The sequence below is a fragment of the Cellulomonas sp. WB94 genome (assembly GCF_003115775.1).
GTDB lineage: Bacteria > Actinomycetota > Actinomycetes > Actinomycetales > Cellulomonadaceae > Cellulomonas_A.
On the sequence record NZ_QEES01000002.1, the window covers coordinates 1,647,564 to 1,673,039 of the forward strand.

General features: G+C 70.8%; 22 protein-coding genes and 1 tRNA gene. 10 read left to right on the forward strand and 13 right to left on the reverse strand.

The genetic code is table 11. The features are described from left to right. Positions 1-538 precede the first annotated feature (538 nt). From DDP54_RS08735 to mobF, 4 genes are read right to left on the reverse strand one after another with little or no spacing between them, the layout of a single operon-like run. The gene (locus DDP54_RS08735) at positions 539-916 is read right to left on the reverse strand and encodes a HEPN domain-containing protein (protein WP_109131411.1); all 378 of its coding nucleotides are present in this window, start codon (positions 914-916) and stop codon (positions 539-541) included. Position 917: 1 nt separating this feature from the next. Beyond that, complete coding sequence (locus DDP54_RS08740; protein ID WP_109131412.1) at positions 918-1,547, reverse strand: nucleotidyltransferase domain-containing protein; 630 nt, start codon at positions 1,545-1,547, stop codon at positions 918-920. A gap of 54 nt (positions 1,548-1,601) precedes the next feature. Continuing rightward, positions 1,602-1,820 carry a helix-turn-helix domain-containing protein gene (locus DDP54_RS08745; RefSeq protein WP_109131413.1) on the reverse strand — a complete coding sequence of 73 codons (219 nt, stop codon included), beginning with the start codon at positions 1,818-1,820 and terminating at the stop codon, positions 1,602-1,604. A gap of 30 nt (positions 1,821-1,850) precedes the next feature. After that, positions 1,851-4,847: a MobF family relaxase gene (mobF, locus tag DDP54_RS08750; RefSeq protein WP_242448306.1), complete on the reverse strand. Its 2,997-nt coding sequence runs from the start codon at positions 4,845-4,847 to the stop codon at positions 1,851-1,853. Positions 4,848-5,344: 497 nt separating this feature from the next. Between mobF and DDP54_RS08760 the strand changes: the two genes are divergently transcribed. Both DDP54_RS08760 and DDP54_RS08765 read left to right on the forward strand, forming a co-directional pair. Next, the gene (locus DDP54_RS08760) at positions 5,345-6,496 is read left to right on the forward strand and encodes a Fic family protein (RefSeq protein WP_109131415.1); all 1,152 of its coding nucleotides are present in this window, start codon (positions 5,345-5,347) and stop codon (positions 6,494-6,496) included. Positions 6,497-6,803: 307 nt separating this feature from the next. Then, the gene (locus DDP54_RS08765; protein WP_146192401.1) at positions 6,804-7,853 is read left to right on the forward strand and encodes a hypothetical protein; all 1,050 of its coding nucleotides are present in this window, start codon (positions 6,804-6,806) and stop codon (positions 7,851-7,853) included. Positions 7,854-8,344: 491 nt separating this feature from the next. On the opposite strand, the gene DDP54_RS08775 is transcribed toward DDP54_RS08765, so the two are convergent. The 8 genes from DDP54_RS08775 to DDP54_RS08810 form a co-directional block, all read right to left on the reverse strand. Next, complete coding sequence (locus DDP54_RS08775; RefSeq protein ID WP_109131418.1) at positions 8,345-8,689, reverse strand: hypothetical protein; 345 nt, start codon at positions 8,687-8,689, stop codon at positions 8,345-8,347. Between the two features lie 339 nt (positions 8,690-9,028). Beyond that, the gene (locus DDP54_RS18840) at positions 9,029-10,396 is read right to left on the reverse strand and encodes a tyrosine-type recombinase/integrase (RefSeq protein WP_109131419.1); all 1,368 of its coding nucleotides are present in this window, start codon (positions 10,394-10,396) and stop codon (positions 9,029-9,031) included. A 112-nt stretch (positions 10,397-10,508) separates the two neighbouring features. Further along, positions 10,509-10,582, reverse strand: a tRNA-Gly gene (locus DDP54_RS08785). Positions 10,583-10,695: 113 nt separating this feature from the next. Then, positions 10,696-11,667 carry an aldose epimerase gene (locus DDP54_RS08790; protein ID WP_109131420.1) on the reverse strand — a complete coding sequence of 324 codons (972 nt, stop codon included), beginning with the start codon at positions 11,665-11,667 and terminating at the stop codon, positions 10,696-10,698. Beyond that, positions 11,664-14,063, reverse strand: a complete 2,400-nt coding sequence (locus tag DDP54_RS08795) for a glycosyl hydrolase family 65 protein (RefSeq protein ID WP_109131421.1) — start codon at positions 14,061-14,063, stop codon at positions 11,664-11,666. Before DDP54_RS08795 ends, DDP54_RS08790 begins: the two co-directional genes overlap by 4 nt. Positions 14,064-14,101: 38 nt before the next feature. Beyond that, the gene (locus tag DDP54_RS08800; protein ID WP_109131422.1) at positions 14,102-16,591 is read right to left on the reverse strand and encodes a glycosyl transferase; all 2,490 of its coding nucleotides are present in this window, start codon (positions 16,589-16,591) and stop codon (positions 14,102-14,104) included. 240 nt (positions 16,592-16,831) lie between these two features. Beyond that, complete coding sequence (yidC, locus tag DDP54_RS08805; RefSeq protein WP_109131423.1) at positions 16,832-17,749, reverse strand: membrane protein insertase YidC; 918 nt, start codon at positions 17,747-17,749, stop codon at positions 16,832-16,834. A gap of 209 nt (positions 17,750-17,958) precedes the next feature. Next, positions 17,959-18,279, reverse strand: a complete 321-nt coding sequence (locus DDP54_RS08810; RefSeq protein WP_109131424.1) for a hypothetical protein — start codon at positions 18,277-18,279, stop codon at positions 17,959-17,961. A 101-nt stretch (positions 18,280-18,380) separates the two neighbouring features. Here DDP54_RS08810 and DDP54_RS08815 point away from each other — a divergent pair, with 101 nt between their 5' ends. From DDP54_RS08815 to DDP54_RS08850, 8 genes are all read left to right on the forward strand, one after another. Next, positions 18,381-19,037: a TetR/AcrR family transcriptional regulator gene (locus tag DDP54_RS08815; RefSeq protein ID WP_158274495.1), complete on the forward strand. Its 657-nt coding sequence runs from the start codon at positions 18,381-18,383 to the stop codon at positions 19,035-19,037. 1 nt (position 19,038) lies between these two features. After that, a complete protein-coding gene (locus DDP54_RS08820; protein ID WP_109131426.1) occupies positions 19,039-20,001 on the forward strand; it encodes a DUF5692 family protein in 963 nt (320 codons plus the stop codon). Positions 20,002-20,051: 50 nt separating this feature from the next. Continuing rightward, the gene (dcd, locus tag DDP54_RS08825) at positions 20,052-20,627 is read left to right on the forward strand and encodes a dCTP deaminase (RefSeq protein ID WP_109131427.1); all 576 of its coding nucleotides are present in this window, start codon (positions 20,052-20,054) and stop codon (positions 20,625-20,627) included. Positions 20,628-20,634: 7 nt separating this feature from the next. Further along, entirely contained in the window at positions 20,635-21,768 is a 1,134-nt protein-coding gene (locus tag DDP54_RS08830) for a hypothetical protein (RefSeq protein WP_109131428.1), read from the forward strand. An 85-nt stretch (positions 21,769-21,853) separates the two neighbouring features. After that, positions 21,854-22,297 (forward strand): MarR family transcriptional regulator, encoded by a 444-nt coding sequence (locus DDP54_RS08835; RefSeq protein WP_109131429.1) that lies wholly within the window; start codon positions 21,854-21,856, stop codon positions 22,295-22,297. 46 nt (positions 22,298-22,343) lie between these two features. Continuing rightward, positions 22,344-22,766: an organic hydroperoxide resistance protein gene (locus DDP54_RS08840; protein ID WP_109131430.1), complete on the forward strand. Its 423-nt coding sequence runs from the start codon at positions 22,344-22,346 to the stop codon at positions 22,764-22,766. Then, the gene (locus DDP54_RS08845; protein ID WP_109131431.1) at positions 22,766-23,773 is read left to right on the forward strand and encodes an NADP-dependent oxidoreductase; all 1,008 of its coding nucleotides are present in this window, start codon (positions 22,766-22,768) and stop codon (positions 23,771-23,773) included. Before DDP54_RS08840 ends, DDP54_RS08845 begins: the two co-directional genes overlap by 1 nt. Positions 23,774-23,822: 49 nt before the next feature. Then, the gene (locus DDP54_RS08850) at positions 23,823-24,893 is read left to right on the forward strand and encodes an alkene reductase (RefSeq protein ID WP_109132462.1); all 1,071 of its coding nucleotides are present in this window, start codon (positions 23,823-23,825) and stop codon (positions 24,891-24,893) included. Positions 24,894-24,903: 10 nt separating this feature from the next. Here the strand turns inward: DDP54_RS08850 and DDP54_RS08855 are convergent, their stop codons facing one another. Next, positions 24,904-25,461: a hypothetical protein gene (locus DDP54_RS08855; protein ID WP_146192402.1), complete on the reverse strand. Its 558-nt coding sequence runs from the start codon at positions 25,459-25,461 to the stop codon at positions 24,904-24,906. Positions 25,462-25,476: the final 15 nt, after the last annotated feature.

The following is a 25,476-nucleotide window of genomic DNA, read 5'->3' on the forward strand; positions in this document are numbered from 1 at the left end:
AATTTGACGCTTGAGGCATTCGGCCCCTGAATTGGTCTCAGTTCCCCACCGTGCTGCGAATGTACAACAGTGTTGTCGCCACGCCACGGGCCGCGGCCGTTGTTCATTCGCAGTTCAGCTTGCTTGAACTTGTGCTCACGCGAGTCCGCGGGCGCGCCGCACCACCAACATCTCCGTCCAGGCACCTCCGCCTCCGCCTCAGGCTCCTGTGTCACGTAGTCCTCCTTGCGCAGCGCAATGGGGCCCGAGCCCTATCGGCGCGGTCACAAGGCTAGTTCGAGGCTGATGCGTAGCCTGGTCCGTCGGGTTCGGTCGACAGGCGCGCGTCCGTAGCAGGTCGCCACGGACGGCACGGAAGGTCTCACACCCACCTGAGTCGCGTCGCCCCGCGCCGGCCGTCACATGTCCTTGAGGTCGGCACTTCGAATACGGGCGGAGGGGGTGCTCCACTCCATGGCGCAGAGCTGGCCGTGAGCGAGGGGCTCGCGCACAAGGCGCTCGATGCCGACGGTGGCCTTTGGTGCGGCAGTCCGCTACCTCAGGTCCCCGTCGCGTCCGCAGCCGCGTCGACCATGCGCGTTGCCCAGCCGACCGCCTTCGTGGCGTCGCTGCGGCTGATCGGGGCCGACTGGTACTGGGCGGTCGTCTTCAGTCCGAGCAGGCGACGAAAGGTGGACTCGAGAGCCTTGCCCGCAGGTCCCGCGGCGGCGAGCTCCGGAACCGCCGAGCGGTGATCATCGGACTTGCCTGTGCGTCCGGCCAGACGCAGGCAGATCGCGTCCTTGGCATTGATGCCGGCCAGCACGGCTGACGACGCCGCGGCGGAGAACAGATCCAGGTCCACCTCCAGGCTGGCAGCGGTGAGGAACTCCTTGGCCTTGCGCAGGTGTCCCTGCGACTCTTCGAGGGCGCCCACGTCAGGCGACCGCGACCGGGCGCGGGACGGTTGCGAGCGATCCGACGATGGCGCGTCCGTCGCGGCGGATCTCCATGAGCAGGCGCTCGCCGGCGGCGGCCATCGTCGCGAGCTCGGCCTCCGACCGGTCGAGCACCTCGCACGGGTTGCCGGTCCAGCGCTCTACCTGCGAGGTCAGGTCGGTCAGGGCGTTGTGCCACGCGGGGTCGTCGTCATCGACGGCCGATGGCCGCACGACGAGCAGGTCGATGTCGCTTGCGGTGTCGCCATCACCGCGCGCAGCAGAGCCGTAGATGACGACGGCGACGGGTGGGCGGCTCCAAGCCTCGGCGTGCTCGGAGATCCGTGCCCACAGCTGCTGCCGCAGCGTCGCCAGGTATTCGACGGCCCCGGCCGCGAGATGCTCGCGGTTGAGCACGAACAGCGACGCCGAGCCGGCCGAGGTGCGCTCGACGAGCCCGGCAACGGTCAGCTCGCGCAGGATTCGCGCGACGCGGGATTGAGAGACCCGCGGGTGCGAGAGCTCAGAGATACCTCGACCAGTCAGCGGCGTCGTCGTCCCCGCAAGGACCGCGAGCACGGGACCGTGGGCCGACGGCACAACGCAGCTCATCGGGTTGGAGACATCCATCGCCCCTCCAGTGACGCTTCGAGGACTCACGTGAAGCCTATAGTACTCACAGCGTCAGCGTCGTCCGAGCCGCGGCACGACACGCGCGGGCCGCAGCAGGTCGTCGAGGTCGGTCCGTCGGATGCGGACGACGCGGGCGCCGACCTTGACGGCACGCAGGTCCCCTTCCGCGATGAGCTTCCTGATGAAGCGCTCGGTGACGGCCAGTTCGTCGGCGGCCTGCGCGACCGTCAAGTACGGCGACTGGGTCGAGCGGATGGTGGTGGACGACATGTCGCTCCTTCGTGCCGGTCGGGGGTGCGGTCAGATGCTGAGGACGGGCCCGTCGTGTGATGCGGGCGGGGTGTAGCTCGGTCGGCCGAGGCCGGCAGACAGCGTCGACCTCGGACGCGCCTGCTGGGGGAGTGCGGGCGGCACGGGTGGTGGTTGGTGGCGGTGGTAGGTGTGCCAGGTCTCGGTGGCGGTGGGCTCGGCGTGGCTGGTGGCGAGGATCTGTTCGAGGATCGGGCGGGCGGTCGGAGGGTGCGGGTCGCCGGGGAGGCAGTCGATGTCGGGGTCGTCGAGGACGACGTAGGTGTGGTTGTGGTGGCGGCCGCGGGTCATGGCGACATAGAGGTCTTCGTGGGCCATGCCCGGTGCGGCGATGGTGTGGGTCTCGTCGGCGGTGATGCCCTGGGTGCGGGCGGTGGAGGTCGCGTAGCCGAGCTCGACGTGCGCAGCGACGTAGGCGGCCGACAGGCGGATGGTGCCGCGGGCGGCGGGGTGGCCGGTGTCGCCGAGGCGACCGCCGCGTCGGTCGATGTCACGTCGCGGATCGGCGGGTGGGCTCGCGGTGGCGGGTTGGGCGAGGAGGGCGCCGTCGGGCAGGACGCGGGTGATGTCCCACAGGGAGCCGTTGCGCAGGTGTCCGTCGGGGGTGCGCAGGCGGCGGTGGTTGTGACGGGCGACGATGCGGTCGCCGGGTGAGGCGGTGAGCCCGTCATGCAGCATGACGGCGGACTCGGGGCGGACGGTTCCAGCCTCGATCGCCAGCGCGTGCGCGCGGGCGTTGAGGTCGCGCACGGTGCGGTTGTCGGCAGCTTGCAGGACCGCTACGCGCCCGGCCTTGCGGGCGGTGGTGGCCGCGTCCAGCGCGACGTCGAGCATGTCGATGCGGGTGCCGGAGGTGAAGGCGCCGTGGGCTTGGTAGGCGTCCAGGGCGGCGGGGTGGGCGCGGCGTAGCTCGAGGCTGGCGCGGGCTTCCCAGGGGTGGGTGAACCGGAACAGGCTCTTGAGCTCGGCCGTCGGGCCGCGGCGGACGAGCATCGCGAACGCCCCGCCGGCGTCGACCGATCCGCGTTGCAGGTGGTCGCCCACGAGCAGCACCTTCGCGCCGGCGTCGGCGGCCAGGGTGACCAGGTCGGCCAGGGTGCGGGTGTCGGCCAGGGACGCTTCGTCGACGACCACGAGCTGGTGGCGGGTCAACGTCCACCGGGACTGCTCGGTGCGCAGGGTCAGCTGCGCGGCGCGGGCCCGGTGGAGCTCGGCGGGGGTCGCCGCGGTGGCCTCGGCCGCGCGCCACTGGGCGTACTGCTGTGCGCGGGCCACGGCGCCGTCGCCGATGGTCTCGTGCAGCCACTTGGCGGTGGTCTCGCACGGGACGGCGAGGGACGCGGCCAGGGTGTGCGCGGCGGTAGCGGACGGCGCCAGGCCGACGACGGTTCCGACGCGCCGGCGCCAGATCGAGGTCAGTGCCGCCAGGGTCGTAGTCTTGCCCGACCCGGCGGGGCCGACCAGCGCGTCCAGAAGGCGCCCCGACGTGAGTACCGCCTGCGCGGCGGCGCGCTGGTCACCAGCGAGGGGCTCCAGCAGCGCATCGACCTGGTAACGGGGGTCGTGCAAGGCCAGGGGGGTCAGGCCGGCGGGGGTCGGGGTCACGGCGGCGTCGAGCAGGACCTTCTCCGCGGCGAGCAGCTCGGTGGAGGTGAACAGCTCTTCTCCGACGCGGCGGGTGTCGGGGTCGCGGGTGTCGTCCAGGTGCACGCACCCCGCGGCGGCCTGGGCGGTGACGGTGTTCAGTAGGGCGCGCCGCTCGGCCGGAGTCGCCATCCGCAGCGGCTTGGTGGCCCGGGCGGCGGCGGCGCCCAGGTTCCACGTCGTCCACACCGAGCGCCGGGTCGAGACGTCGTCGAGGACCTGGGCGACCAGGGCGTCGCGGACCTCGGGGCCGACGTCGTGGGCGTGCAGGGCCCGCCCGTACGTGCCCCCGAGCGCGCGAGCCGCCAGGTCGACCGGTTCGACCCCGGTCAGCGCGCGGGCCCGGTTCGCCCAGTCCGTCAACAGGTCGGCCAGCGCCCAGACCTGCTTGGGCGGCCTGGTCGCCCGAGCCAGGTGCTGACGGGCCCGGGTCGTCTCCACCCGGCTCGGCTCGCGCCCATGGTCGGCCTGGAACTGGGCGGCCCACTGCTGTTCGGCGCAGTGGATCTGTGAGGAACGGGCAGAGAAGTGGGTGAGCAGGTCGTCCCCGATGCCGTCGACCTCGAAGGCCGGATTGCGGCGCGGGCCCCGCCCGCGCATCGACCACGTCACGGGCAGGCGACGGGCGAGCTCGTCGGCCAGGTGCGTGTCGTACAGCTCGGAGACGGTCACGACCGCGGCGTGCACGGTGCGCCCGTCCAGGGACCGCCACAGCCCGTCGGCGCCCTGGACCTTGTTGGCGAGCACGACGTGCGTGTGGAGGTTCGGATCGCCAAGCCGGGTGTCCCAGTGGTCGAACGCCGCGGCGATCATGCCCGCGGTCCGTACCTGCCGACATCCGCCCTGTCCGACCCGGGTACGCACGACAGCCTGTTCGACGAACGCCAGCGTCGCGTCCAGAGCTGCCCAGTGCGCCCGGTAGACGGTCGCGCGGGTCTCGTCATCGGACAGAGCCCACAGCACCGAGACGGACTTCGGCGCGGTGAAGGTCAGGTCGTACCCGACCACTGCGCGCCGCGGGGTCGTCCTCGAGGCGTCGCCCGTCGGCGCGTGGCTGGAGTCGCAGTGCGGGAACGGCCGACCCAGCGGCTGACCTGTCAGCGGGTCGTGGCCGTCGCGGAACACCGCGGCCATCGCGTCCTCGGTCACCCGGTCCCCGGGAACCAGTCGCGACACCGCCCCGATGCCCAGGCCGGCGAGCCGGGCGCCGTGCCATCGGCCGGGTGGGTTGCCCGTCTGCTCGTAGTACGCGGTCAGCGACGCATCCGGTCCCAGGGCTCCGTCGCCGGCGGCGACCTGACGGGTCAGGTATGCGTAGCCGTCCCCGGCCGTCAGCTTGTGCATCGACAACACGCCAACACCCCCCTTCGACCGCCGCCGGCGCGGCCCGCGATACCTCCCGGTACCCACAAGGGGTGCTCGGGGCGGGCGCAACACCGGGTTGCGGATGCGCGCGGACTCGACCTGACAAGGGCAGGTAGGCGGGCAGAGGCGCAACATGCGAGGGACCGCGACCGTCACCGCGCTGGACATCGCGATGACGGGCGCGAGCAGCACGACCACAGGGATGACGGCCAGCAGGACGCACGAACCCGTCATCGGTTCGACTGTCCGATCCAGGCGGCCGGCGCCGGATGACACGGCGCCGGCGGCCGTCATCCGGCGATTGGCACGCTGGTGGGTGGGGTAGTCCGCGCGGATCGGGCCCACGACCTCGTCCCGTGTCTCGTGCGGAGGTGCGAGCAGCGCCTGAGGCCACGCTTGCGCGAATGTCCTTATTCTTGCGACACTGACCTGGCGCCGCGATGTGTGGCGCATGATTCGAGACATTGGGACATCCCGTGCTGTACGCCTTCCCGGACCTGGACCTCGAGGACTCAGTTGTCCTCGAGGAGATCGCGGCCATGAGAGTCGAGCTGGCCGAACACCTGCGTGTGCCGCGCCGGTGGACGGGTCGGTTGCGCCGCACTGCCTTGGCGCGGGCGATCCGCGGGTCGAACAGCATCGAGGGCTATCACGTCGAGCTCGACGACGCTGATGCCGCGCTCGACGACGAGGAGCCGCTCAGCGCTGACCAGCGCACCTTCGCCGAGATCCGTGGCTACCGGCAGGCGTTGGGCTACGTGCTGGCCATGGCCACCGACGAGCACTTCCGGCTGGACGCGTCCGCGCTGCGCAGCATGCACTTCATGATGTTGTCCCACGACCTGTCGAAGAGCCCGGGCAGGTACCGCGAGCGTGACATCTACATCCATGACGAGCGCTCCGAGCAAGTCGTCTACACGGGCCCCGACCCTGCGATCGTCGCCGACCTGGTCGATGAGCTGATGTCCGATCTTGCCGGCCACAGCCACGAAGAGCCCACCGTGCAGGCGGCCATGGCACACCTGAACCTCGTGATGATCCACCCGTTCCGGGATGGCAACGGACGCATGGCCCGAGCCCTGCAGACCCTGGTGCTGGCGACGAAGGGCATCGCCGAGCCCGAGTTCGCCAGCATCGAGGAGTGGCTCGGTGCCAACACCGACGACTACTACCGGGTCCTCGCGGCGACAGGGCACGGAGTGTGGGCGCCCGACGGCGACGCGCATCTGTGGGTCAAGTTCAACCTGCGAGCCCATCACCTGCAGGCGCAGACGACGCGGAGGCGCTGGCAGAGCGCGCAGACGTCGTACGTGCTGCTCGATGACATCGTGTCGATGCACGGCCTGCCTGAGCGGGTCGTCGATCCGCTCTACACCGCGCTGCTCGGGTTCCGACTGCGCCGGCCCACCTACGTCGAGCAGGCAGGCATCGACGCCCGCACGGCAAGCCGTGACTTCAAGGCGCTCAGCGACGCCGGCCTGCTCCGACCCGTCGGCGAGACGAAGGGGCGCTACTACGTGGGCGGTCCGGCACTCGAACCGATCAGAGCCCAGATCGGCCATCGCCCGCCGCTCGACGACCCCTACCCCTGGCTGCCGGCGAAGCTCGCCGAGGCAGCAGCCCAGTAGGACCCACCGGGCGTCGTGCGCGGTCGGTCATGTCGCTGACGGGTTGTCACCAGGGCGTCATCGGCCAGACTCTGTTTGCACCACGGTGCCGCTGACCGCCTCGCCGGGGCAGGGCGGACCCCAGCAGCGGCCCGTCATCGTTGGCCTGGTCATCCGCGTAAAGGGCGCTGGCGACGTCCGGACCTGTTGATGAGCGGCTGTCGGCTCAAATGAGATGCGTCGGCCGCCGGACTCGAGTTGCGACGGTGTTCCTCGGCTACTTCATGGCACCGCCGAGATGTCGGTGGGAACTCGTACCCTACGAGGCATGAGCAGAGGTGACTGGGCGCGACGGCTCCCGGAGGGCGTGCACCTGAAGAGTCGGGACCGGTCCGGCTTCCGGCTCGGCGTGGCGATGCCGGTCGGCGAGGACGGGCTGTGGCCAATGCGATGCCCAGAGCATCCGGAGGATCACTTCTTCAAGGTCGAGGTGACGCAGAAGCCCGACAACGAAGAGGACTCTGATCCGGAGCCGGAGGACTCACCTCTCTACTGCCCGTACTGCGGGCACGGCGCCAACCTGTGGGACTTCGCCCCAGAGCAGCACGCGAGGCTCATGGCAGCAGCCACTGCGGCCGCGGAGCAATACGTCGCGGACGCGCTTGGCGACATGCTCGACAAGGCATTCGGCGGGCGGCGCCAGTCCTCCTCTGGACCGTTCGGGATCAGCGTCGAGGTCAAACCGGGGGTTCTCCCCCCTCGCCGGAGCCTGCCGGAGCCGGGCGAAGTTGAGCAGACCCGACGGACCATGCAATGCCAGACGTGCGAAGAGGTCGTTGCTGTCTACGGACTTGCGATCTACTGCCCGCGCTGCGGTCGGTTGGCCCCGGTGCAGCAATTCGGCGAACTCATCCGACTGCACCGTGACGGCCTCGCCGCCCTCGACGCGGTGCCGCAGGAGGTCAAGCGTGGCTTGATGGAAAGCGGCGTACTCGACGCGAACTACGAGAACACGATCAAGGACGGGTTCGGGGCTCTAGAGACCTTCCTGAAGGCCCGGTTCGAGGCCGAAGCCCCCCACGTCTCGCTGCGTGACAAGGGCAGCGTCTTCCAGCGCCTCGGCGACGCCGCTGACCTCTACCGCGAGCACTTGGGCGTCGATCTGCCCGACTTGCTCGGGACGGACAGCTGGGAACACCTGAATCAGGCCGCCGCGATGCGGCACATCCTCGTGCACAACGCGGGGATCGTGGACGTCAGATTCCTCAACCGCCTGCCCGCTTGGCCGCAGCAGGCGGGACAGCGGATTCAGATCAAGAAGGCAGACGCCGCCGCGTTCGTCGCCTTGCTCGAACGTGTGGTCGCTGCCTTCGGCTAGCTGACTGCGGGAGGTAGCGCCGGGCGGGCTAGAGAGCCGGCTCTCGTTTCGAGTGCTCCTCGACCCCGCGTGTCGAGGCGCCATTGTTGTCCGATGCCAGTTGGCAGTCTGAACTGCCGTGACGTTCGCTCATGCCGCCGTCGGGGCGCTACCTACTCACCCCACCATGACTCGGTGACGACCACTTCGTGGGCAGGACCCAGGGCGCGGCGCACGCGGCTGAGAAGGAGTGCGCCTTGACGTAGCCAGGCGGGATCGCCTGAGCCCCCCACCGGGATGCGCTCCTCCGTGTAGGAGGTGTTCCAGTCCGCGAGGTCGCGTCGGAGGTCCTCCCCAAGTGGCAGCGCGCTGAGGTCAGCCGGTTTGCCCTCGCTGGTCCACAAGGGGCCAGCGCCGTAGTCCGGCCAGAACTCGAGCACCGCCATGGGCACCATTGATCCCCCCAGGAACTGAGAGTGGCTCACCCGCGCGCTCATGCCGTAATGAGATGGTCAGGTGGGTAGGGCCGCAAGGACGAGTTCGTGGTCCCATTCGCTTGCGAGAACCGACTGGAGCCCTGAGTCGGTGCTGGCCACGCAGAAGGGGGTGGCGTCGGGGTCGGTGACCGCCAGACTCACCGGCGCGCCGAGCACCTGCCACGTCGGGAGCGCGTTCGCCAGCCGCCCTCCGAATTTGAGATTGGCGTAGTCGGGCGCCCACCAGGAATCGAACGCCCGCTTCAGGTCGTCAGCATGAACGCCCACCATCACGCCGAAGGTGACGGTGTGGCCACCAGTGAGCTGGACCGGAAGGAGCGCCCTCACGACGGCGCCGAGCTCGGGGACCACCATCATCACGGCCCAATCTGGGTCCTCGTGGGTCTTTCACGTCCCCTGTGCGCGGTCCTGCTCCGAAGCCCGGAGGACCGGATCTGGGAGACGGAACCGCACCTGCCGGTTATGAGCATCGGTCGGTCTCCCGCAGAGCTCACAGTTGGCCATGCCGCGATCCTCGCACTCGAAGAAGAGCCGCGAGCCGAACTCACGCACATGCTGCGACCCGAGCGTCCATTCAAGCCGAGATCCGGTCCCGTGCTTGGGTGTGCGAAGGCTGATCGGCGGCCTGCCGCGCAGCTCGCGACCTTCACCCGGGCGAGGTGGAGGCCGCGCCTGCACCATCGGCCAGCGGGCCCAGGATCACGCAACCTCCGACGGCCGCCCCAGCGCCTCGTCCAGCCGGTCCGCGATCCGCCGCTGCGCACCGTCCGCCGCGTGCTGGTAGTGCAGCGCAGCCCTTGAGCTCGCGTGCCCGGCCCGTTCCATCAGCTCCGGCAGTGTCGCACCGGTGGACGCGACGAACGTCATCGCCGCATGCCGCTGGTCGTGCCACGTCAGGTCGTCGCGGCCGATCGCGTGACGGGCCCGCGCGAACATCATGCTGCGGGAACCACCGGACAGTGGCTTGCCGGTCCTTGTGCCGAAGACGAGGGAGTCCGGGCCGAGAGGAGTGAACCGAGCCATGTGCTCGGTCAGCGCCGCAACCGCCACGGCCGGCAGGGCCACCGTGCGTCGCCCTGCCCGCGTCTTGGTTGAGGAGAACGCCCTGCCGGAACCCGTTCCCGGCCGAGCCAGCGACTGCTCCACGCGCAGCGTCCGTGCCTCCAGGTCGACGTGCCGGCGCTGCAGTGCAAACAACTCACCGGCCCGCAGCCCGCTGCAGAAGGCGACGATGACGGCCGCCCGGTACCGCTCGGGCATGGCGTCGGCGAGCGCCCAGATCTCGGCCGGTGTGGCGGTCCGGCGTTCGGTCCGGTCCTTGGAGTCGCGCTGGCTCGCGCCTTTCACCAGGCAGGGGTTGGCCGGGATGAGGCCGTCGGCCACGGCCTGGGCCATGCCGGTGTGCAGCAAACGATAGGCCTGCGCCGCCTCGGTCCGACCAGCGTTGCGGTCCTGCGGCCCGTCAGAGGTGACCACGCCGCCGGTTTCGGCCAGCCAGGCCTCCCGCACCGCGGCAGGCATCCGGCCCGTCGGCGCGATGGGTGCGCCGTTCGCCGCCGCCCATCGGCGGATCGCGGCATTGACGCGCAGGGGGTTGTTCCGTGCCCGGTCCCACCGCGCGGTCGCGCGTCGGGTCGCGTCGGCCAAGACTGCGGAGTCCCACTCGCGCACGGCGGCGGGTGTGACAGACGCGAGGGTCTGGGCGCCGATGTGCACGACGCGGGTCGCGCCGTTCGGCCGCTCGAGCGACAGCGGCGCGTCGATCACCGTGGCGAGCAGGCGCAGGTACAGCGCGCGGGTGCTGTCGGCGAGGTCGGCCCTCCCGGTGATCCAGTCCCGGAACCAGGGCCCGAGCTGCTCCTGGCCGCGGTAGGGGTCGTGCCACGTGCCGAGGGACATCCGCGAGGTCTCGTGGGCCAGGGCCGTGTCGGCCTCGACCTTGGTGGGGAAGGTCCCCAGCGTGCGGAGCGCGCCGTCGGGGCCGGTGTAGCGGGCCTGCCAGCTGCCCGAGGACAGGTGGCGGATGGAGCCGCTGGGGCGTCGGTGCGCTGTGCGGGGTCGGGTCATGGTCGGGACCTCCCTGGGCGGAAGTTATGGCACGTTATGGCACGAGCCGACCTGACGAGGGTCCCAGAGGGGTCTGACGCTGACTTCGCAAGTCTCTGACCTGCGGAAACACTGGAGCGGGTGACGAGAATCGAACTCGCGCTATCAGCTTGGGAAGCTGAAGTTCTGCCACTGAACTACACCCGCATGCCCTGCACCTGCGCTGCCCTGCACTGACCGGGCGACGCGCGGACCAGCATACCTGGCCGGGCCCGGCGCCTCCACACTGCCCACAACCCGTGCCGCGCCGAGCTCGAGAGCTACCCGAGCCCGTCCACCCCGATCGTGAACGTCGCCGACCGCGACTCACCCGGCTCGAGCACGAACACGCCCGTCCCCGCCACGCCGGCGTCGTGCAGCGCGAAGCCGCCGTTGACGTTCGTGACCGGCTCGACCGCGAAGTAGGACCGGCCGCGCGGCACGTAGACGACGACGTGCTCGAACGCGTCGCCGGCGTCGAGGCGCACGTCGACGCCCTGCTCGGGGTAGTGGATGCGGACGGGTTCGCCGGGACGCCGCGCGGTGAGCACGTCGTCGACGAACGCGGACCCGAGCGGGCGCGGCGAGCGGTAGTCGGCGCGGACCGGGACGTCGCCCGCGGGGCCGACGGCGATCGCACGGTCGAGGGCGTAGGCGCGCTCGGCGGGGACCTGGAGGACGGCGTCGGGCCGGCCGGGCAGGAGGCGCCGCTGGAAGTACGGGTGGTGGCCGAAGCCCGCCGGGAACGGCTCGGAGTCGATGTTCTCGAGGGTCGTGGTGACGGCGAGGAAGCGGTCGGTCAGCGCGTAGCTGATGCGCGAGCGGAAGCGCCACGGGAAGTTCACGCCGGTGAGGTCCGTGGTGTCGAGCTCCAGGTCGACGCCGGACTCCGTGAGTCCGACCACGCACCAGTCGTACTGGAGGACCGCGCCGTGGATCGCCGTCGCGTCGGCCGCGGTGCGGGCCAGCTGCCATGTGCGGCCGCGGAACGTGAGCAAGCCGTCGCGGATCCGGTTGGACCACGGGACGAGGGGGAAGCTGGCGCACTTCTCGGGGCGGCCGTAGCCGCTGGGTCGCGTCGGGCGCAGCAGGTCGAGCCACCGGCCGTCGACGAGGATGCGGCCGAACGCGATCGAGGCGCCCGTCGCGGGTAGCACGCCGAGCTCCCAGCCGGCGGAGCGCAGGGTGACGACGCGCGGGTCGTCGATGACAGGGGGCCGGACCGCGGGGGCGCGGGTCGCCGTGGCGGTCATCCGAGCACCACGTCGACGACCGAGCCGTCCAGGAGGAGCGCGTCGGGGGCGAGGTCGCCGTCGACGGACGTCCCGTCGACGGTCATCATCGCGACGCCGCGCGACACGTGGTTCGGGTTGGTCACCCGGATCGTGATGTCGCGTCCGCGGAACCGTCTCTGCACCTCGAAGCCGTCCCAGGTCGTGGGGATCGCCGGGTCGATCTTGATCCCCTCGGGCTTGGGCCGGATGCCGAGGATGTGCTGGGTGACCGCGACGTACGTCCAGCTCGCGGTGCCCGTGAGCCACGGGTTGCGGGACTGGCCGAACCGCGGGGAAGCGGGACCGTGCGTGAACTGGCTGTAGACGTACGGCTCGACCTGGTGGGTCTCGGCGTCGTCCTCGTAGCGGGCCGGCAGGTACGCGCGGTAGTACTCGTACGCGCGGTCGCCGTGCCCGAGCATCGCCTCGGCGACGATCGCCCAGGAGTTCGCGTGGCAGAAGATGCCGCCGTTCTCCTTGAGCCCCGGCGGGAAGACGAGCAGCGACAGCCCGATGCCCTCGACCGCGTGGGTGTGCGGCGGGTCGCACAGCGCGATGCCGTGCTCGGACGCGAGGTGCTCGTGGACCGAGTCCATGGCGAGGCGTGCGCGGGTCGGCCCGGCCGCACCGGAGATGACCGCCCAGACGTTCGGCTCGAGGTAGATGCGGCCCTCGTCGGCGTCCGACGAGCCGAGCGGGGTGCCGACGGCGGAGATGCCGCGGATGTACCAGGCGCCGTCCCACGCGCCGTCGATCGCGTCGAGGACCCCCGAGAGCTGCCCGACGCACCAGGCTGCGATCTCGCCCTGGTCGACGCGCGCCGCGAGCTCGCTGACCTGGCGCAGACCGTTGGCGAGCAGGAACGTCGAGAACAACGACTCGCCCTCGATGCCGAACTGGATGCAGTCGTTCCAGTCCGCCGCGAGACCCTGCACGAGCCCGTGCTTGCCGCGGTGCTCGAGGGAGAACCGGAGCGCCTGGACGAGGTGGCCGAGCACCGTGTCGTGACCGGCGTCCGCGTAGGGGAGCACCGAGTCGAGGTAGTCGAGCTCACCGGACTCGTGGACGAGCGCCGCGACCGACAGCGGCAGCCAGAGGGCGTCGTCGCTGCGGTACTGCTCGAGGGTCGGCGTCGGCTCCTTGCCGGGCGCGTGCGTCAGGGGCTTGATGAGCGGCAGCGCGCCGCCCTCGGCGGTCTGACCGGTGATCAGCAGGTCGAGGCGCTCGCGGGCCGCCTCGGGGATCGCGTGAACCACCGAGAGGATGTCCTGCGCCGTGTCGCGGAACCCGAGACCGTCGCGGTCGCCCGCCTCGATGAGGGACACGCCGCGCGACCAGTTGAACGTCATGTGCGTCTGGTAGGCGTGCCAGACGTTGACCATCGAGTCGAGCTGCGGGTCCGGCGTGCGGACCTGGAGGGGTGCGAGGCGGTCGGCCCACCCGGTGCGGATCGCCTCGAGCTCGGCGGCGAGGCGCTCCGGACGCGCGTACTCGGCGACGGCCTCGCGGCCGGGACGCACGGTCTCGGTGCCGTCGGTCCACGGCGCGTCCGGCGAGCCGACCCCGAGCGTGAACACGACCTGGCGGGACTCGCCGGGCGCGAGCTCGATGCGCGCGTGCAGGGACGCGCACGCGTTGTCGCCGACGGTCTCGCTGCCTGAGCACTCGCCGCGCTCGACCGCGAGGGGGGCCGACTGGGTCCGGTACGGGCCGAGGAACACGTCCCGGTCCGTGTCGAACGACGCCACCTCGGCGCCCGTGAGCGTGAACCAGCACTCGCTGAACGCGTCACGGGTCGAGTTGCGGCGGTGGATGAACCCGTCATGGTAGGTCGCCTCGACGACGTACTGGCTGTACTGCAGGTTCTCGAGGTCCTGGCGGTAGCTCCACTCGTTGGCGAGCTCGGCGTAGGAGAACACCGACAGCGTGCGCGGGGTGGGGCCCGGGTTGGTGATGGTCAGGGCCCAGTGCTCGAACGCCTGGCCCTCCGGCACGAACATCGTCAGCTCGGAGTCGATGCCCGCGTACGACGCGTCGAACACCGAGTAGCCGAGGCCGTGCCGGACCTCCGCCCGATAGGCGTCGGGACCGTCGAGCGGCTTGCCGACCGGCTGCCACGTCGCCGACCAGTAGTCGCCGGTCTCGTCGTCGCGCAGGTAGACGAACCGGCCCGGCTCGTCCTGCGGGACGCCGTTGAAGCGCATCCGCAGGAGCCTGCCGGTGCCCCCCGACCGGAAGAAGCTGTACCCGCCGCCGTTCTGCGTGACGATCCCGCCGTACAGCCGCGACCCGAGGTAGTTGCTCCACGACCGGGGGGTGTCCGGGCGTGTGATCACGTACTCGCGCGCAGCGTCGTCGAAATGTCCGTACCGCATCCTGGCGTGCCCTCCTGCCGTGCCGCCCGACCCGAGGGTCAGACGGTGACCTCGACCGTGACCGTCGAGCCGGCAGGCGCGTACGGGACCGTGTTGCCCACGATCGGGGTGCCGTCGACGACGAGCGAGCCTCGAGCCCCGGGCGTGCCGGAGTTCGTGACGGTGATCTCGTACGTGGCACCCCGCGCGGAGCGGGTCACGGTGAACTGCGGGACCTCGGGGCCGATCTGCGGGTCGATGATCAGGCCGTCGTACCCGGGGCGGACCCCGAGCAGGTACTGGCTGACCGCGACGAAGTTCCACGCGGCCGTGCCGGTGAGCCAGGAGTTCTTGGCCTCACCGTGCCGGACGGCCTGCTTGCCCGCGATCATCTGCGCGTACACGTACGGCTCGAGCTTGTGGACGTCGGAGATGTCCTCGCGGTACGCCGGCGTGATGCGCTTGTAGTAGTCGAACGCGCGCGCGCCGTTGCCGACGACCGTCTCGCCGATGATGACCCAGGGGTTGTTGTGGCAGAAGATGCCACCGTTCTCCTTGTACCCGGGCGGGTACGTGGAGACCTCGCCGAGCTCGATCTGGTAGCTCGTGTACGCGGGGTACTGGAGCACCATGCCGTGGTCGGTCGCGAGCAGCTCGTTGACCGAGGTCAGGGCGCGCTGGGCGACGGACGGGCCGCCGTCAGCCGGGGTCTCGGTGCCGATCCCGGCCATGACCGCGAAGCCCTGCGGCTCGATCCAGATCTTGCCCTCGGGCTTCTCGTCGGTCCCGATCTTGTTGCCGTAGAAGTCGTAGGCGCGCAGGAACCACTCGCCGTCCCAGCCGTGGCTGAGCACCGTGGCCCGCATGTCCTCGACGGCCTGACGGGCCTTGGCGGCGACGTCGTGCAGCCCGCGACGCTCGGCCAGCTCGGCGTACTCCGGCCCGGCGTAGACGAACTGCGCGGCGATGAACACCGACTCGGCGACGCCGCCGGCCTGGTTCTCGGTCGTCTGGAAGGACTCGCCCGGCTCGGTCGAGAAGCAGTTGAGGTTGAGGCAGTCGTTCCAGTCGGCGCGCCCGATGAGCGGCAGGCCGTGCGGACCGAGGTTGTCGACCGTGAAGTTGAACGAGCGGGTCAGGTGCTCGAACAGGGTGTCCGCGAGCGACTCGTCGTTGTCGAACGGGACGCTCTCGTCGAGGATCCCGAAGTCACCGGTCTCCTTGACGTAGGCGGCCACGCCGAGCACGAGCCACAGCGGGTCGTCGTTGAAGCCCGAGCCGATGTCGTTGTTCCCGCGCTTCGTGAGCGGCTGGTACTGGTGGTACGCCGACCCGTCGGGGAACTGCGTCGCGGCGATGTCGAGGATGCGCTCGCGGGCGCGCTCGGGGATGAGGTGGACGAACCCGAGGAGGTCCTGGTTGGAGTCGCGAAAGCCCATCCCGCGGCCGATCCCGGTCTCGAAGAACGACGCCGACCGGGACATGTTGAACGTGACCATGCACTGGTACTGGTTCCAGATGTTGACCATCCGGTCCAGCTTGTCGTCGGTGCTCGTCACCGTGTAGGTCGAGAGCAGGTTGGTCCAGTACGTGCGGAGCGCCTCGAAGGCGGCGTCCGTCTGCTCGTTGGTCGCGAAGCGGCTGAGCAGCTCGTGGGCGCGGGTCTTGTTGACGACCTGCAGCGCCTCGATGCCGGCGGCCTCGTCGGCCGGGGCCCACTTCTCGTCCTGGGGGTTCTCGATGTAGCCGAGCACGTACGTGTAGCTCGTGGACTCGCCGGGCTCGAGGGTGATCTCGAGGGAGTGCGAGCCGATCGGGTACCAGCCCGACGCGACCGAGTTGGCCGAGACACCGGCGCGCGGCACGGCGGCCTCGCCGAGCCCGTTGTAGGCGCCGACGAACGTGTCGCGGTCCGTGTCGAAGCCCGCGGCGTGCGCGTTGACCCCGTACACGGCGTAGTGGTCGCGGCGCTCGCGGTACTCGGTCTTGTGGTAGATCGCCGAGCCGTACGGCCCGTCGTTCTCGATCTCGACCTCGCCGATGGACAGGTTGCGCTGGTAGTTCGTCTGGTCGTCCTGGGCGTTCCACAGGCAGAACTCGACGAACGAGAAGAGCGTGACCGTCTTCGTCGCGTCGGACGTGTTGGTGAGCGTGACCTTCTGGATCTCGGCCGTCTCGCCGATCGGCACGAAGAACAGCGTGTCGACGGACAGGCCGCCGCGCTCTCCGGTGATGTGCGTGTACCCGAGGCCGTGGCGGCACTCGAAGTGGTCGAGGTCGGCCTTGATCGGCAGCCACGACGGGGTCCACACGTCGCCGCCGTCGTTCACGTAGAAGTACCGGCCGCCGGCGTCGGCCGGGATGTTGTTGTAGCGGTAGCGCGTGAGCCTGCGCATCTTGGCGTCGCGGTAGAACGAGTACCCGCCGGCCTGGTGGGAGATGAGCGAGAAGAACTGCTCCGACCCGAGGTAGTTGATCCAGGGGTACGGGGTGTGCGGCGTCGTGATGACGTACTCGCGCGTCTCGTCGTCGAAATGGCCGTAACGCATGGTTGCGCCTCTCAGGTGCTCAGAAGTTCCACGCATGGGTCCCGTCGGCATCTGCGTCTGCGCTGCAGCCATCCGTGACCGACGTGCAGTCGGTGCAAGGGAGCGCTCCCATGCGATCCCTGGCTAGAGCATAGCCGCACACCTCTCCCGATGAAACGCTTCGACGACGGACCCCTCGACAGCCGACGCGATCCTCGTCCTGCCCTCACCAGCGGGCTGTGGTGGAGACGCAGTGCGTCGCTAGCGCCTCGTCCGACGACGCGCCCGGGCCCGGCGGACCGGCTGGGCCCGCTGCCTGCCGGTGCGACGCGCCTGGGTGGCAGTCGGCGGGTCGGGCGCGAGGGTCGGGCGGCGCTCGATGAACCGCGCGTGGGCCGGTGTGCCCGGCGTCGGCAGGTACCGGAGGACGACGAGCTGCTGGGCCAGGGCCCACAGGTTCGACACGAGCCAGTACGTGAGGACCCCCAGCGGGAGCCACAGCCCGGAGAGCACCAGCATCACCGGTGCGAGGTTCACCATGACGCGCGAGACCGTCGCCGTGGGGTCGCCGGGATCCTGCAGCGGCGTGTTCAACCGGTGCTGCCGGCGCTGCGTGGCGAGAGTCGCGAGCGCCGCGGCGACCACGACCACGACCGCGACGACGTGCCCGGAACCGGTGTGAGCCGTCAGGACCGTGTCCGCGAGGCGAGCCCCGAGCAGGGTGGCGCTGTTCGCCTGGTCGACCAGCGTCTGCTCGAGCTGTCCGATCCCGTGGTCCTGCGACACCGAGCGCAGGACGCGGAAGAGCGCGTAGAAGATCGGCGCCTGGAGCAGCATCGGCAGGCAGCCGAGCAACCCGGCGCCGTGCTCCCGACGGAGGGCCGCCGACTCCTCCGCCATGCTGCGACGGCTCTCCGCGTCGGTCCGGCCCCGGTAGCGGGCCTGCAGCGCGCGCAGCTGCGGTGCCATCGCGGCCGTGGCGCGCGCCGCCCGGACCTGACGCAGGGTCAGCGGGACGAGGACGAGGCGGATCGCGATCACGAGCAGCGCCACGGCGGCGAACCACGTGGCGCCCTGGGTCGGTGCCAGGCCGACGAGCCCCAGCAGCTGGACGGCGTGCAGCAGGACCCAGGTGATCGAGGTCTGGACGGGCTCCATCACGGCGTCGACGGCGTTCATCGGCGCACCGGCCTCGACGTGGCGCGCGGGGTGAGCAGGGCCGGCGCGGTGGGTGAGGCGGGCAGTGTCGGTGAGGCGGTCATGGCAGGTCGGGTGAGCAGGGTCACGGAGGTCTCCCGGGCAGGCGTCGAGGCGTGCTTGACGGCCGACAGTCCCTGTCTGGGGGAGGCGTGGCGGGCTCTCCGGTGCTGCGACGACGATGCCGCGGCTCAGCGCAGGGACGGCCTCGCGCCGGGCGCTCGCGGTTGCGGCTTGCCGGGGATGTTCGGGTCGCCGACCCACGCGATGAGGGTGGACCGGTACCGCTCGGCGACGGGCCCGAGCGGGCCGACGGTCGCGAACGCGGGGCTGAAGCCGTGCCGGAGCAGCAGGCACACGGCAGCGGTGGCGACGATCGCCAGCACCGTCGGGAGCAGGAGACCGTCCGGGTGACCGCTCAGGCCGGTCGTCGCGCACCAGAGCAGACCGACCAGCGCCCAGGTCGTCACGGCGGCGCGCAGCCAGCGCCGACCGAGACCCGGGAGTGCCATGACGCCACCCTAGCGAGCCGACCCCGGCACCGTCTTTGACTCTGCGTCGGCGCAGGCGCTAACGTCCCGTTGACACAGTGTCAACGGAGCGGGGGTGTGCGGTGACGGGTGACCTGAACGAGCCGTCCACCACGCGCGAGAGCAAGTCGCCCGACGAGCGGCGCGAGGAGATCGTCGTCGCGGCGCGGGCCCTGTTCTCCGAGCGAGGCATCGGCAAGACGTCGATCTCGGACGTCGCGACGCGGGTCGGCGTGACCCGCGGGCTGATCTACCACTACTTCGGCGACAAGGACGCGCTCGTCGACGTCGTCCTCGAGCGGTACATCGACGAGTTCGTGACCAGCATCCGGATGTGGGACGCCGCTCGGGAGGTCGGCAACATCGAGCTGGCCCTCACGGACTGCATCGGGCTCTTCCGTCACCACCTGCAGGACGACGACCCGCTGCGCGGAGACCTGCACCGCATCGAGAACGCCGCGCTCTACTACCGGTTCGTCGACCGTGCCGTCACCGCGGTCGTCGACTGCATCCGGGCCACCACGGTCAAGGCGTACGCGCTGCGGCACCAGATGGAGATCGAGAACGTCTACGAGACGTTCTACGTCCTCGTCTACGGGCTCGTCGGACTCACCCGCTCACGGCCCGAGATCGAGGACCGAGTCCTCGTCGGGATCGTGCGGCAGACGCTCCACCTCGATGGCCGCCCGGCCACGAACCCCCGGCCGGACGGCGGCCCAGCGAAGGTCCAAGGAGACTGACGTGTTCCTGTTCGACTCGATCCCCTGGTACTCGGCGCTCATGTGGTTCGCCGTCGTCGCGGCGCTGATGCTCGCCAACGAGATAGCCCGGGCCAGCAAGTGGGCGTCCCTCGCCATGTTCGTCGGCCTGCCGCTCGTCCTCACGATCTTCGTCTGGCCGACGACCGCCGGGCCCGACTCGAGCACCGGCACCTGGTTCCACTGGGTCAAGGTCTACTCGGCCCTCGCCGGGTGCCTCGGGTTCATGGTCCTGCGGTTCAACCGCAAGGCCGCGGCGAACAAGTACGCGCTGATGTTCCCCGCCGCGATCCTCGCGCTGAACATCCTCGAGGCGGTCATCCGCGACTTCCAGGTCCACGGCATGCACGGCCTGATCGACGGCGTCGTGATGGTCGGCGGCTCGTGGAACATCATGAACGGCATCGCGGGGCTGCTGAACCTCCTGACGATCTGCGGCTGGGCCGGGATCTTCATCAGCAAGGGCCGCCAGAAGGACATGATGTGGCCCGACATGGTCTGGTTCTGGATCATCGCCTACGACCTGTGGAACTTCGCCTACGTCTACAACTGCGTCGGTGACCACGCGTTCTACGCCGGCGCCGCGCTCCTCGTCTCGTGCACCATCCCTGCGTTCTTCATCAAGAAGGGCGCGTGGCTCCAGCACCGCGCACAGACCCTCGCGTTCTGGATGATGTTCACGATGGCCGTCCCCGGGTTCGTGACCGACTCGAAGTTCGCCGTCGCGTCGTCGCACAACACCACGGCGCTGTTCCTGGTCAGCGCGATCTCCCTGGCCGCGAACATCACCGTCGCGGTGTACCAGATCCGCACGATCGTCGTGAAGCACCGCAACCCGCTGAAGGACGAGCTGTACGTCGAGCTCGCCGACTACAAGAAGGTCGTCGCGGCCGACCGGCCCGACGCGGACGCAGCACCCGTCGCGGACGGCGTGCTCGTCAGCTGACCTGCCGCAGATCGACGAGAGCAGCACGGGCCGACCGTTACCGTTGACCCGTGCTGCTCTCCGATCGCGACATCCGTTCCGAGCTCGACTCCGAGCGGGTGCGGCTCGACCCGTACGACCCCGCGATGATCCAGCCGTCGAGCATCGACGTGCGCCTCGATCGCTACTTCCGGCTGTTCGACAACCACAAGTACCCGGTCATCGACCCGTCGATCGACCAGCCCGACCTGACCCACCTGGTCGACGTCGACAACGGCGACCCGTTCGTCCTGCACCCCGGTGAGTTCGTGCTCGGCTCCACGTACGAGGCCGTGACGCTCCCGGACGACATCGCGGCGCGGCTCGAGGGCAAGTCGTCGCTCGGCCGGCTCGGCCTCATGACGCACTCGACCGCGGGCTTCATCGACCCCGGCTTCTCGGGTCACGTCACGCTCGAGCTGTCGAACGTCGCGACGCTGCCGATCCTGCTCTGGCCAGGCATGAAGATCGGCCAGATGTGCTTCTTCCGTCTGTCCTCGGCCGCCGAGTTCCCTTACGGTTCTGACAGGTACGGGTCCCGCTACCAGGGTCAGCGAGGGCCGACCGCATCGCGTTCCTGGCAGAACTTCCACCGCTCGGAGGTGTAGGCCGCTCGTGACCCCGCCGCAGTCAGCGTTGCCCCCTCTGCCCGTCCACGACCCCGAGCTGCGGACGCGGCACCTGCTCGCGCTCCCCGACGGCATCGGCGCCGACGAGCTCGAGGTCCTGGCCGTGAGCCGGTTCCCGGCCGCCGCCTGGGAGACCCAGCCCGGCGTGCCGCAGCAGCGCACGGCAGGCGCGCGCGGCAACCGGAACCCCGGCACCTCGATCGGGGTGCTGCGCGTCTCCCGCATGTCGACCCTCACGGGTCCGTACTCCGCCACGTCCGCCGATGCCGTCAGCCTGGGGCTGCCTGCCACGACCACGACCGTCTACGACGTGCGGTGCCCGCGCGACCGGGGCGAGCCGCCCTACCCCGGCGGTGACCGGGACGGGCTCAAGCGCGCCTTCCCCGACGCGATACCCGTCCGCGAGGAGGAGCGCGTGCTGCTCTGGCTCGTCGCGGTCGCGCGGCGGCTCGGCGGGGCGATCCGCACCGGGGAGCGGGGCGTCGTCCTGCGCCCGGACCTCGACGCGACGATCGACCTCACCGTGTTCACCGACCGGTGGCTCGAGCCCGACGAGCTGCTCGCCGCCGTCCAGCAGGTCGTGCCGCGCGCCCGCCTCGCGATGGAGGGAGTGCCCTGGCGCGGTCCCGCGACCGACGCCGGACGCCGGGCGGCCGCAGGCCTCGCCGAGCTCGGCCTCCCCGAGCGTGGCGGCTCGGGCCTGCGCAAGGCCCTCGAGCGGCACGGTGTCAGCGACGAGCGCAAGCGTCGCCACCTCGCGGCCGAGGCCGACGCGTTCGACGGCGCGGTGCTTGCCGAGCCGGTCGTCCTCGAGGGCTACGGCGCGCTCGTCGACCTGGGGGTCGACGGCATGATCGCGATCGAGGTCGGCGCCGAGGACACCCTGCCGCCGCTGCTGCGCGGGCTGGCGTGGGCTGCGGGCGGGGCTCTCGCGTACCGCGTGCGGTGGGAGCCCACCGACGTCGACGAGCTCGAGCTCGAACGCCCGTCGTTCGCGCACCGGGTCGCGCGCGGCCGGGCGATGCCGCACGTGCACTCGGTCGCCCGGGCGCTGCAGGCGGTCGTCGGCGGCGAGATCGCGGACGCGGCGGAGTTCCTCGTGAACCCGGGCGACCTGTAGCCGCTGCGCGCGGAACCGGCCTGGCGAGAATCCGGTTGTGCACAACCGAATTGCCTCGGATTCAATTGCGTGCAATCGTTCTTGCATGGAGCCGGAGCTGAGACTGGACGACGAGCTGTGCTTCGCGCTCTACAGCGCGTCGCGGGCCGCGACCAACGCCTACCGGGAAGCCCTCGCGCACCTGGGTCTCACCTACACGCAGTTCGTCACGATGCTCGCGCTGTGGGAGGACGACGGCGCCACCGTGTCGGCCCTCGGCACCCGGCTGCACCTGGACAGCGGCACGCTGTCCCCGCTGCTGCGCCGCCTGGCCGACATGGGCCTGGTCGAGCGTCGTCGTGACACTGCGGACGAACGCCGGGTGACCGTCCACCTGACCCCCCGGGGCCACGAGATCCGCGCGGACGTCGCCCAGGTGCAGCACCGGCTCCATGCCTCGATCGACATGACACCCGACGAGGTGTCGACGCTGCGGTCGCTGGCCCGTCGCTTCTGCGACGTGGCCGACGCGCGCGACGCGAACGCCTGACCGACGTCCCGCACGAGACGACGGCACCCCCCTCAAGGAGCACCTGTTGAACGTTCTCTACACCGCTGAGGCTCTCGCCACGGGCAACGGTCGCAACGGCCACACCCGCACGCCCGACGGGCGCGTCGACCTCGACCTCGCCGTCCCGCGCGAGATGGGTGGATCCGGCGACGGCGCCAACCCGGAACAGCTCTTCGCCGCCGGGTATGCCGCGTGCTTCCACTCGGCGCTCCAGTCGGTCGCGCGGATCGAGAAGGTCGACCTCGGCAGCTCGAGCGTCGGCGCGCAGGTCGGCATCGGCGCCCTCGACGCCGGGGGCTTCGGGCTGCAGGTCACGCTCGAGGTCGTCATCCCCGACCTCCCGCACGACCGGGCCGTCGAGCTGGCTGAGAAGGCACACATGGTGTGCCCGTACTCGAACGCCACGCGCGGCAACATCGAGGTCACCCTCACGGTCGTCGAGGACTGATGCGCACGCCCGCACAGACCCGTCAGATCGTGCTCGCGTCCCGCCCGCAGGGGTGGCCGACGCCCGAGAACTTCCGGCTCGAGACCGTCGACCTCCCCGCGCCCGCCGAGGGTCAGGTCGTCGTGGCGAACCACGTCATGTCCGTCGACCCGTACATGCGCGGGCGGATGAACGACGTGAAGTCGTACGTCCCGCCGTTCCAGGTCGACCGGCCGCTCGACGGTTCCGCCGTCGGCGAGGTCGTCGCGTCGGCGAGCCCGGACGTCCACGTCGGCCAGATCGTGCTGCACGGGCTGGGCTGGCGCGAGCACGCCGTCGTCCCGGCGGCAGCCGTGACCGTCGTCGATGCCACCGCGGCGCCGGAGTCGGCCTACCTCGGCGTCCTCGGCATGACCGGCCTGACCGCGTACGCCGGCCTCATGGCCGCCGCGCGGTTCCGTCCCGGCGACACGGTCTTCGTGTCCGGGGCGGCCGGCGCCGTCGGCTCGCTCGTCGGGCAGATCGCGAAGCTGAGCGGCGCCGCGCGCGTCATCGGCAGCGCGGGCTCGCCCGCCAAGGTCGCCCGGCTGCGCGAGCTCGGGTTCGACGAGGCGTTCAACTACCACGACGGTCCCGTCCGCGACCTGCTGCGCGCTGCCGCCCCCGACGGCATCGACGTCTACTTCGACAACGTCGGCGGCGATCACCTCGAGGCGGCCATCGACTCGCTCACCACTGGTGGACGCGTCTGTCTGTGCGGCGCGATCTCGCAGTACAACAGCACCGAGCCGCCCGCCGCGCCGCGCAACCTGGCCCTTGCGATCGGCAAGGAGCTGACTCTCCAGGGCTTCCTCGTCGGCGGTCACCGGAAGCTGATGCCGGAGTTCCACGCGAAGGTCGTCGGCTGGCTGGCCGACGGCTCCCTGCGCTGGGACGAGACCGTCCGCGAGGGCCTCGACGCCGCCCCCCAGGCCTTCATCGACCTCCTGGCCGGGGCCAACACCGGAAAGATGGTCGTCCGGCTCTGAGCCGGCGCGGCCAACACATCCCCCTACGAGAAACGAGCGCGCCCGCGTGATTCAGACACCCTTCACCCCTGTCCGCCTCGGCAGCTGGGACCTTCCCCAGCGGTTCGTCATGGCCCCGCTGACCCGCAACCGCGCCGGCGCCGGCCAGGTGCCGACCCTGCTGAACGCCGAGTACTACGCCCAGCGCGCCGGTGCCGGCCTGCTCATCACCGAGGGCACGCAGCCCAGTGCCGTCGGCCAGGGCTACCTCGACACCCCCGGCATCCACACGGCCGACCAGGTCGAGGGGTGGCGGCTCGTCGCCGATGCCGTCCACGCCCGCGGCGGTCGGATCGTCGTGCAGCTCATGCACGTCGGGCGCGTCGCCCACCCCGACAACAAGGGCGGTCTCGAGAGCGTCGCCCCGAGCGCGATCGCAGCGCCCGGCACGGTCGTCACCGCGACCGGCGTCCACCCGATGGTGACCCCGCGCGCCCTGGAGACCGACGAGCTGCCAGGGGTCGTCGCGGAGTTCGTCGACGCAGCCACGAAGGCCGTCGAGGCCGGGCTGGACGGCGTCGAGGTCCACGCGGCCAACGGCTACCTGCTGCACCAGTTCCTCGCGCCGTCGACCAACCAGCGCGTCGACGCGTACGGCGGCACGCCCGAGAACCGTGCGCGCCTCGTCATCGAGGTCGTGCGGGCGGTCGCCGACGCGATCGGTGCCGACCGGGTCGGGATACGGATCTCCCCGTCGCACAACATCCAGGGGGTCCTCGAGGAGGACCCGGCCGAGACCCGCGCCGTCTACGAGAACCTGGTCGACGCCGTCGCCCCGCTCGGCCTGGCCTACCTGAGCATCCTGGCCGACCCGGCGTCGGACCTCGTGCGGGACCTGCGCGAGCGGTTCGGCGGCCCGATCGTCGTCAACGCCGGGTTCGGCTCCGTCACGACCCTCGAGGACGTGGCGGACATCCTCGACCGCGGCCTGGCCGACGTCGTGGCCGTCGGGCGCGAGTTCCTCGCGAACCCCGACCTCGACGTCCGGTGGCGTGCGGGCACCGACCTCAACGAGCCCAACCCGGCGACCTTCTACGGCGGCGGCGCGGTCGGGTACACCGACTACGCGGCTCTCGTCTGAGAGCTCTCGGTCAGCCCCCGAGGACCGCTGCGCGCGGGACCGGCGGGATCCAACGGAACGTGTCGAGGGCCTCGCGGGCCAGCTGGTGGGCCGCGAGGCCCTCGTCGTCGTGCGTGAGGACGCCGAAGCCGTAGACCCAGCCCTCGTGGGCGAGCTTCCACTCCTGCAGGACGGCCCCCGAGGTGAAGGTCATCGTGTAGCCGACGGCCGGGAGCCCGACCAGGCGGCACGCGGTCGGGGCGAGAGTGCAGCGGGCCGCGCCCATGGCCTGGATCGCGTCGATCGAGACCGCCGCGAGCTCCTGAGGGCTGCCCTTGACCGACACCGGGCCGAAGCAGACGGCCAGCAGGTGGCTGCGCGGCCCCAGGATCACCACGAACTCCGACCGGCTGCCGTCCTCGGTCACCACCGCGATGTAGGGCGACCGGCTCGGCGCCAGGAGCTCCCACCCGGGGCGCCCGTCCACGTCCGGCGGTGTCGTGAGCCGGTGGTCCAGCCGGCCGGTGAACTGCAGCGCGCGGCGGGTCCGCCGAGCCTGCCTCCGCGCTGCCCACGACGTCTGCCCCACCGTGACACTCTCGGC